This window comes from Komagataeibacter rhaeticus (assembly GCF_003207855.1).
GTDB lineage: Bacteria > Pseudomonadota > Alphaproteobacteria > Acetobacterales > Acetobacteraceae > Komagataeibacter > Komagataeibacter rhaeticus.
This window is the reverse complement of record NZ_NKTZ01000040.1, coordinates 1-8,365: the sequence shown is the minus strand read 5'-3', so window position 1 is coordinate 8,365 and position 8,365 is coordinate 1. Positions and strand designations below refer to the sequence as shown.

Below are 8,365 nucleotides of genomic sequence, written 5' to 3'. Positions count from 1 at the left end.
AGGACAGGACCTTGCGCGTGAACCAGTCCATGATCGCCACGAGATAGAGAAATCCCCGTTTCATGGGAATATATGTGATATCGGAACACCAGACCTGGTCAGGCCGATTGATGACCAGATCCCGTAGCAGATATGGATATTTCCGATGCTCCGGATGGGGCACGGTCGTGCGCGGCTTCTGGTAGATCGCCCGCAGGCCCATGATCGCCATGAGCCGCCGGACCCGCTTGCGGCCCACTTCATGTCCCTGGCGGCGCAGATGCCATGTCATCTGCCGTGAGCCATAATACGGCGTTTCCAGGAACTGGGCGTCGATCAGCCGCATCAGCTCCAGATTGGCTTCGCTCTGTGGCACAGGCCGATAGTAGACGCCCGACCGGTTGAGTTGCAGCAGCGTGCATTGCCGGATTATCGGCAGGCATGCTCTCTTCGGGTCAATCATCTGCCGCCTCTGATCACGCCCAACCGAGCAGAGGCATCCCGCAAAAAATCCCGTTCCACCAGCAACTGGCCGATCTTGGCGTGCAGTTTCTCTACATCAGCAGGGCTGACTGAAGGTTCCGTTACTGACTTACCAGAAAAAAGGCTTGCCATGCCTTCGATCGCCTGGCGCTTCCATTGGGCGATCATCGTCTGATGCACGCCATGTTTCGAAGCCAGTTCCGCCAGCGTCAGTTCCCCACGGATCGCCTCCAGCGCAACCCGTGACTTGAACTCTGCCGCATACCGTTTCCGCGTAACCTTGCCCATAAAACCCGTCCTCGTTCAGGCCAGATGATAGCTTATCGCCCTGTCCGAAAAATGGGGACCACCTCTATGCTTACGGATGCTGCAATTAGATCGTTGAAACCAAAAGGAAAAAAATACAAGGTCGCGGACCGTGACGGGATGTATGTCCTCGTCACGGAAAAAGGCGTGGTGTCCTTTCGAATGGACTACCGTCTGAATGGACGGCGCGAGACCGTGTGTTTCGGGAAATACGGTCCAAGGGGACTATCGCTCGCGCGTGCACGGGAGAAGTGTATTGATGCGAGACGCGCTCTTGCGGAAGGAATTTCTCCGGCGATCGAGAAGCAGCGCAACAAGCGGCGCCTCATGGAGGCCAAAAGCTTTGGCAAGCTGGGAGAGAAATGGCTGCAGGCTGCAGCAATGGCCGATAGCACCCGGGCCATGCGTCGCGCAATTTTCGAACGGGAACTGCTTCCTGTCTGGAGCAACCGTCTTCTGACCGAGATCACGCCGAATGATCTCAGGACGCATTGTGCAGCGATAGTCGATCGCGGTGCGCCGGCGACGGCGATACACGTTCGGGATATTGTAAAGCAGATCTACAACTTTGGTATTTTGCATGGAGAGAAGGTTGCCAATCCTGCCGACGAGGTCGGACCATCATCGATCGCGACCTTCGTTCCCAAGGACCGTGCACTTTCTCCCGCTGAAATTCGGGTGTTGTTCCGGGTGATAGAAAACGTACCGACGTTGCCGACCATCCGCCTGGGAATGCGGTTCTTTTTACTGTCCATGGTCAGGAAAAGCGAATTGCAGGACGCTGTCTGGGATGAAGTTGATTTCGAGAATGCTGTCTGGACAATTCCTAAAGAACGCATGAAGCGTTCAAAGGCACATAATGTGTCTCTCTCTCATCAGATGCTGGACATATTGATCGCATTGAAAACGTGTGCAGGAAATTCGCGTTACCTACTACCGTCTCGCTATGATGCAGACGCGCCGATGTCCCGTGCGACATTCAATCGCGTGACCTATTCGGTCGTCGATCAGGCCAAAAAGGATGGGCTGTCGTTGGAAGCTTTTACGGTCCACGACCTTCGTCGCACGGGATCAACGCTTCTGAATGAACTGGGCTTCAATAGCGACTGGATTGAGAAATGTCTTGCTCATGAAGACGGGCGTTCCTCGCGGGGCGTCTATAATAAAGCAGAATACGAGCTACAACGGCGTCATATGATGCAGGAGTGGTCGAACACCGTGGATGCCTGGATCGCAGGTAAGAAATACGTGCCCAACCTGGTGTCACCATCTATGCCGTTGTTCGAGCCGGATCCTGCCCTTTGATCGAGCGCGTTCGCCTCTGCCTTACGTCGGGACCTCTTGCCGGCATAATTGGTTTCGAACGCCGTTCTTCCAACCATGCTTCCACTTCGGCCAGGTCCCACACGACACAGCGTGGCGAAAGACAGAAGCGGCGCGGGAATTCACCGCGTTGTTCCATTTCGTAAATTGTGCTGTCGGCCAGTGGCACCATTTCACGCAGTTGGCTCCGACGGATTGATTTCCGGGGAGACGATATGGCTCTGGCGTGCATTGATCTAACCTTTCCTATTGGCGCTAATAATAAGAGCCAATAGGTATCGTTGTGCGGAAGTGTATTTTCTATCGTAGGAACAAACGGGATAGAAACGGATAAAAATAGGATAGGGGCAGCAGTTTATACAGGATCTGGATGCCTGTACAGCATAAGGTCAGTCTGTGAAGAGACAGTTCTCAATGCGTATGCCCTGTTGCATGATTGGCGGATCGTCAGAATACGCCTTGGTTCAAGACATGAACCTTGGCGATTGATGTTCCCGAAAGCAGACGTCAGATCATAACCTGTCTGCGTAACAGGGCAGAGATCCATGCGCTTGTGCAGGATGATCATGTCGCTGGAACCTATCGTTGGCGTCCTGCACTGGCGGCGGGACGGATCGACATGATCGACCATGGCCTCCAGTCCGTGTCCTGAAACCGTCGCCGGAGAACATGTGGAAGTGCGCAATATTGTCCCGACTTCCATGGAGATGAACGTCCATCGCGTCTCGCCATTGCCCGCATGGTTGGTCCATGCGTAACTCGACGTGGGCGTGGTGGCTGCCCGATCCAAGGATGCTGCGACCAGGCACCCCGCACGTAACGGGGCAGGAGGATATTGAAAACCCGTTGACAGACCCTGCTTTCGAAGGCTTTGATCGAAACAGCTAGTGCGGTCTTTGCGGATCGTACTTTCGTATGCGTTAACGTGAAACAACGCACAGAAACTGACAGCAGCATGCTGGCAGCCTGTGCGTCTGTGTATCCACAGTCACCGGTCTGTCGGCATGACAGGGATACACAGTGATGAAGCTTTTCCAGTCCTTTTCAAATCGCGATGATGCCCCCGAGATCCGCCGTGTGCGGCATGACTTGGTCAGGCGTAGTCTTGAAGTCCGCGCTATTGAGCGCCTGACCCCGCACATGATCCGTGTCACGCTGGGTGGCCCCGAACTGGCCGGGTTCACCAGCCCATCCCCGGATGATCATATCAAGATCTTCGTGCCCGGCCTGGATGGCGCACCAACCCGTCGCGATTACACGCCACGCCGTTACGACCCGCAGAACGGTACGCTGCTTCTGGATTTCGTCAATCACCATGGTGGCCCGGCCGCGGCCTGGGCGCGGGCCGCCAAACCGGGTGACCGACTGGAGATCGGTGGTCCACGCGGGTCGCAGATCATTTCCGGCCCGATTGGTCACTGGCTTCTGATCGGCGACGAAACGGCGTTGCCTGCGATCGGACGACGGGTTGAGGCGCTTCCTGCCCGGACGTCCGTTACGAGCGTGGTTGCCGTGCCGGGGGCGGAAGACGAGCAGGTCTTTACCACGGCCGCACACCATGCTGCCCATTGGGTCCATCGCTCCATGGAGCAAGCGGATGACGCTGCCGGCATTCTTGCTGTCCTGAAAAATCTGGAAATTCCGGACCGTACTTTTGTCTGGGTCGGTGCCGAGGCCCGCGTGGCGAAAGCCGTGCGCCAGTATCTTCTCGATGAACGCAGGATTCCGGCACAGTGGATCAAGGCATCCGGCTACTGGGTGAAGGGCCAGGCCGATGCGTCGGTCAAGGATTTCGGGGACGCGCGCTGAACGATAAGGGGCATGGGTGTCAGGACCATGATGCGGCGCCTCCCTTACAAATTTATACATTCATTCAGCGAGACATGACCTACGTTTGGTTCATGAACCGAAGAAGGCCGAACAGGACATTTTGCCTGATATGAAAAACATACTTCTGACCCTGACCGTTCTCCTTGCGGTCATGGGGGCAGGGGCAGGATTGCTGCCTGCCACTCCTGCACAGGCAGCGGATATGGCTTCGCTGCCGGTGGTCGCTCCCGCCATATCGTGCGATGCGCTGGGCCATATCGATCTTGCGCCCGCCGTCGGCGCTGCAGTCCATGGCCGGAAGGCTGCCGTGCTTCAGACGCCGAAGGGGAAATTCTGCAAGGTCACGGGACAGATCGCGCCTGCGATTTCCTTCGAGGTCGACCTGCCCATGGAGCACTGGACCCAGCGCTTCCTGCTGGGTGGGTGTGGTGGCCTGTGCGGCATGACGCGTGTGGGCGTCAGTAACGCCGGGGCCTGCGCGCCCGCCCTGAATGGCGAATTCGTCATGGCGGGTGATGACATGGGCCATACCGGCTCCATGACGGGACTGGCGCAGGGCGAGTTTGGCAAGGATCCGCAAAAGCGCATCGACTTCGCCTATCGCGCGAACCATGTCACCACGCTGGCGGCCAAGGCCCTGATGGCGGCTTTCTACGGACAGGCCCCGAAATATTCCTATTTTGTCGGCTGTTCCGATGGTGGGCGCGAAGCACTGATGGAAGCCCAGCGCTTCCCTGATGACTTTGACGGCATTTCCGCCGGTGCCCCGGCGGCCCTGTTTACCGTGCAGAACTCTTTCTACCACGCATGGAACGTGCGCGGGAACCAGCGTGCCGATGGCACCAGCATCCTGCTGCAGGGCCGCGTGAGCGTGCTGCATGATGCCGTCATCCGCCATTGCGATACGCTTTCGGGTGTAAAGGACGGTATTCTCGAAGATCCCCGCACCTGCCATTTCGATCCCGCATGGGTGCGGTGTCCGGTCGGCCAGAGCGACACCGCGCACTGCCTGACGGCGGAGGAAACGCAGGCGGCTGTGCGTCTCTATGCCGGAGCAACCGATGCATCCGGTCACCCCTACATCATTGGTGGTCCCCTGCCGGGATCGGAACTGCAATGGGCGCTGCCCGCGACCGCGCATGGGGAATCCATGAGCAATGGCATTGCCGCTTCCGCCATTGCCTATGTCATTGCGGCGCAGGTGGATGAAAAGGCGGCTGACCTGACCCGTTTCCGCTTTGATGATGCCTCCTTCGCCCGGATGAGCGAACTGGCCCCGCTGTATAATGCCGAGAACACGGACCTTCATGCGTTTCACAAACGTGGTGGCCGTCTGATCCTGTGGCATGGCCTGGCGGACCAGTCGATCTCGCCCCTGAACACCATCGCCTATTATCAGGGCGTGCAGCGTGAAATGGGCGTGGAGGAGACCGAAAGCTTCCTGAAATTCTACCTGCTGCCCGGCGTGGGCCATTGCGGCAATGGCGAGGGCTTTCCGCAGATCGATTTCCTCTCGCCGCTGATGGGCTGGACTGAAACCGACACCGTGCCCGCCGTCATCCGCACCGAGCGGACAGCACAGGGCAGGGAACCGATGGGACCACCACCCGGCAGCCATGACAGGCCCCCGGCGGGCGGGCGGATCCACATGGCCCCCATGCCCAGCCAGCCTTATGCGCAGCCGAATGCCACGGCGACGGCCAGCCGTCCGGTCTATCCCTATCCGTATATTGCCCGGTATACCGGGGCAGGGGACGTGAATGATGCGCGGAATTACCGCCCTGTGAAATCGCCTGTGTCCCTGCCGATGACATTTACAAGTCACGCCACGCCGCTTATCGGCCCGGATAACCAGAAGCAGTATGGCGTCCGGGATGACAGGCTTGTGGCGGAAAGCGCGAAGTAACGGAAACCGCGCCGCCCGGCATCAGATGTCGGGCGGACGACCGGGGCTGTTCAGACTTCACGGTTACATGGGTTCCAGCGCACTGCCCTCGCCCAGTAGGATGATGGAGCAGGGGCCAGCGATCACGCCCACGCTTCACGACCTCGACCGGCCTGGGCAGATATCAACCCGTATGTCGACGGCATGAATTGCGGCCTGTTCACTGTGTCTTAACCGGACAGGCCGCAATCGCCTCATGACGGACGTTCGGTCAGGCGTCCTGTCTCTCCAAAACCGGACGTAGCGTTTAGCAGTATATTCGAATAAGTTAAGTCCAACACCTTACTAGAAGCTTGTAACAGAGTTGTCTTTTTTAGGGATCTATTCTAGGATTGGATGAAATGTATTTTGTTGGTTATTGTTATATAATAATATAGTTATATTACATATATAAATAAAGTAAAGAAAAATAAAACTGGTTATTAATAGAAATTAATCATTATTTATCACGATCTCAGAATTTAGGTTGAATGTATGTCTGCGAAAACTCTTGTTCATATGCGGATTTCCTATCCACAATTATGTGAACCCCTTCGTGATACTGCTTGGTACGATATGACTAGCGGTATCCGTGTTCGATTATCGGACCCGTTATTGCTTGATGATGGGACGGTGGAGTTGAATGCGTTATTCCCAATGCGTGGCAATGCTTTGCTTGACCATATCGAGACGCTGCTAAGATGTCGTTTTCATGGGAGAGGCGGAAAGACTTATTTTAGGCTGGCAGAACCTAAAAACCACATCATCTCAGCTGAGTCATTTATCGAAGCCACTCTGGGGTCTGCACAGAGGATAGACACTGCTCTGCGTCGATTGTCAGAGCCCATGACTGGCGTCCCATGGACGGTTCAAGGGGCGGAAGATCTTCTCGAAATTATTGATGCTGTCAGGGACGGAAAAATGGACCACTCGGAGTTTTCTGCCCGTATGGCTCAAGCAGATTATGCGGTCGGCACTCCCGGCTATCATCAGCTTTTCGCGCGCAATGCCCATATCCTAGTTGAACATACTAGAACTGCTCTTATTAGAGCTTTCGAGTGCGGCAATCGCATGATGGAGCAGGTTCGTCTGTTAATAGAGAACAAGGAAAAACGATATTTTGGTGAACTCGTTGCAGGCAATGAGATTAACCATGCTTCGCCTACTGCGGAGAGACTGCACGCAGCATTCATAGATGGTATCAGTGCCGTAGCAACAGCTCTCGACCTATTGTACCGATTATTTGTCTTCTTAGTTCGCGAGCCTTTTGGACATGCAGAAATGCCAGGGAGACTATATTTTCCCTACAATGAGCCTGGTAAAGTTTACGCGCCCTTCCCCAAGGGAGCCAAGCCGCTATTGACTGATTTGGGAGCAATGGATCTGCCTTACGCTATCCCGAACATTGTGCCAGGGAGCTTTTTGGCGCTGCGCGGTTTTCGAAACGATCTGACCCATAACATGACTTCGGGCCATATCCAGCCAATTTGTTGGATAGGTTGCGGAACCGGTCAGGTGAACGGTACCCCGATCCGTTACGTTCTTGCAAATGCTCCGGACATCGACCAAGAAGGCAAACCGCTCAAACACGCCTTTATGGAGCGTTTCTTCTCTCAGCAACGAGATGCGGCAATTATTTATCGAGAATTAATGGAGGAACTGGCTCTTACTGCAGACCACACGTTGCAGTGGCTGGCAAACCGTTTGGAACAACGTATTCTTCATGATGTAAGGGCAACTGCCGAACCATAGATCGGGCCGTAGGTTGATTAAAGTTTTTATTACCAGAAAAGGCTTCAACTTAAGGGTTTTTAGAGGCCAGATGCTATCGCTTATGTTAATCAGAAGTTTTTTCGTTTGGTATCTATTTAATATTGCAACTTAAATAAATTATTATTGTGTTTCAAGCGAATAATTTCTATGGCAAAATAAGAGCATATAATTTATATTTCAGGATTTCAATAAGGTGAGTATATTTAGGAATAGACGTGTAGTTGTTCTAGAGGGTGTTATGTACTTTCGCTCCTGATTGGTGCAGTAATGAGGGATGGCACCTGCACGCAAACCGTATTCCTCTGACGTATCAGACGAAGAATGGTCTTTGGTTGTCCCGTATCTGGTCCTGATGCGCGAGGATGCGGAACAACGACATCACGCATTGCGCGAACTGTTCAATGGGTTGCGTTACGTGATCCGCTACGGGATAGCCTGGCGGGCCATGCCGAACGATCTTCCGCCGTGGTCGGCGGTCTACCAGCAATCCCGTCGCTGGATGGATGCAGGCTGCTTCGAGTTACTGGCGTCTGACCTGCGTGCCGTGCTGCGTGTCGCTTCTGGCCGCAGGGCGGAGCCAACGGCAGCCATTATCGACAGCCGGACATTACGTTCGACGCCGGAAAGCGGTTCCCGCGCCGGATATGAGTAACCGGCCGTTTGAGGCCGCCTTATGATTGAGGATTGTGACTGGTAACTTACCGTCGTTAACGACGTCGTTATTGACGTCATTTGAGAGGTAAGAAT

General features: G+C 54.9%; 5 protein-coding genes and 2 pseudogenes. 5 read left to right on the top strand and 2 right to left on the bottom strand.

All coding sequences use genetic code 11. The features are described 5' to 3' along the window. A pseudogene (locus CFR78_RS15500) lies at positions 1-750 on the bottom strand (IS3 family transposase); the annotation flags it as partial. Positions 751-816: 66 nt separating this feature from the next. Here CFR78_RS15500 and CFR78_RS15495 point away from each other — a divergent pair. Further along, positions 817-2,073: a tyrosine-type recombinase/integrase gene (locus CFR78_RS15495; RefSeq protein ID WP_110581346.1), complete on the top strand. Its 1,257-nt coding sequence runs from the start codon at positions 817-819 to the stop codon at positions 2,071-2,073. On the opposite strand, the gene CFR78_RS15490 is transcribed toward CFR78_RS15495, so the two are convergent. Continuing rightward, positions 2,039-2,323 carry a helix-turn-helix transcriptional regulator gene (locus CFR78_RS15490; protein WP_084149655.1) on the bottom strand — a complete coding sequence of 95 codons (285 nt, stop codon included), beginning with the start codon at positions 2,321-2,323 and terminating at the stop codon, positions 2,039-2,041. The two genes, CFR78_RS15495 and CFR78_RS15490, sit on opposite strands and share 35 nt — an antisense overlap. 791 nt (positions 2,324-3,114) lie before the next feature. Here CFR78_RS15490 and CFR78_RS15485 point away from each other — a divergent pair. From CFR78_RS15485 to CFR78_RS15465, 4 genes and pseudogenes are all read left to right on the top strand, one after another. After that, positions 3,115-3,900, top strand: a complete 786-nt coding sequence (locus tag CFR78_RS15485; RefSeq protein ID WP_034930082.1) for a siderophore-interacting protein — start codon at positions 3,115-3,117, stop codon at positions 3,898-3,900. A 130-nt stretch (positions 3,901-4,030) separates the two neighbouring features. Then, positions 4,031-5,827, top strand: a complete 1,797-nt coding sequence (locus CFR78_RS15480) for a tannase/feruloyl esterase family alpha/beta hydrolase (protein WP_110581345.1) — start codon at positions 4,031-4,033, stop codon at positions 5,825-5,827. Between the two features lie 513 nt (positions 5,828-6,340). Next, positions 6,341-7,597, top strand: a complete 1,257-nt coding sequence (locus tag CFR78_RS15475; protein ID WP_146221312.1) for a hypothetical protein — start codon at positions 6,341-6,343, stop codon at positions 7,595-7,597. A 295-nt stretch (positions 7,598-7,892) separates the two neighbouring features. After that, positions 7,893-8,267, top strand: a pseudogene (locus CFR78_RS15465) (transposase); the annotation flags it as partial. Positions 8,268-8,365: the final 98 nt, after the last annotated feature.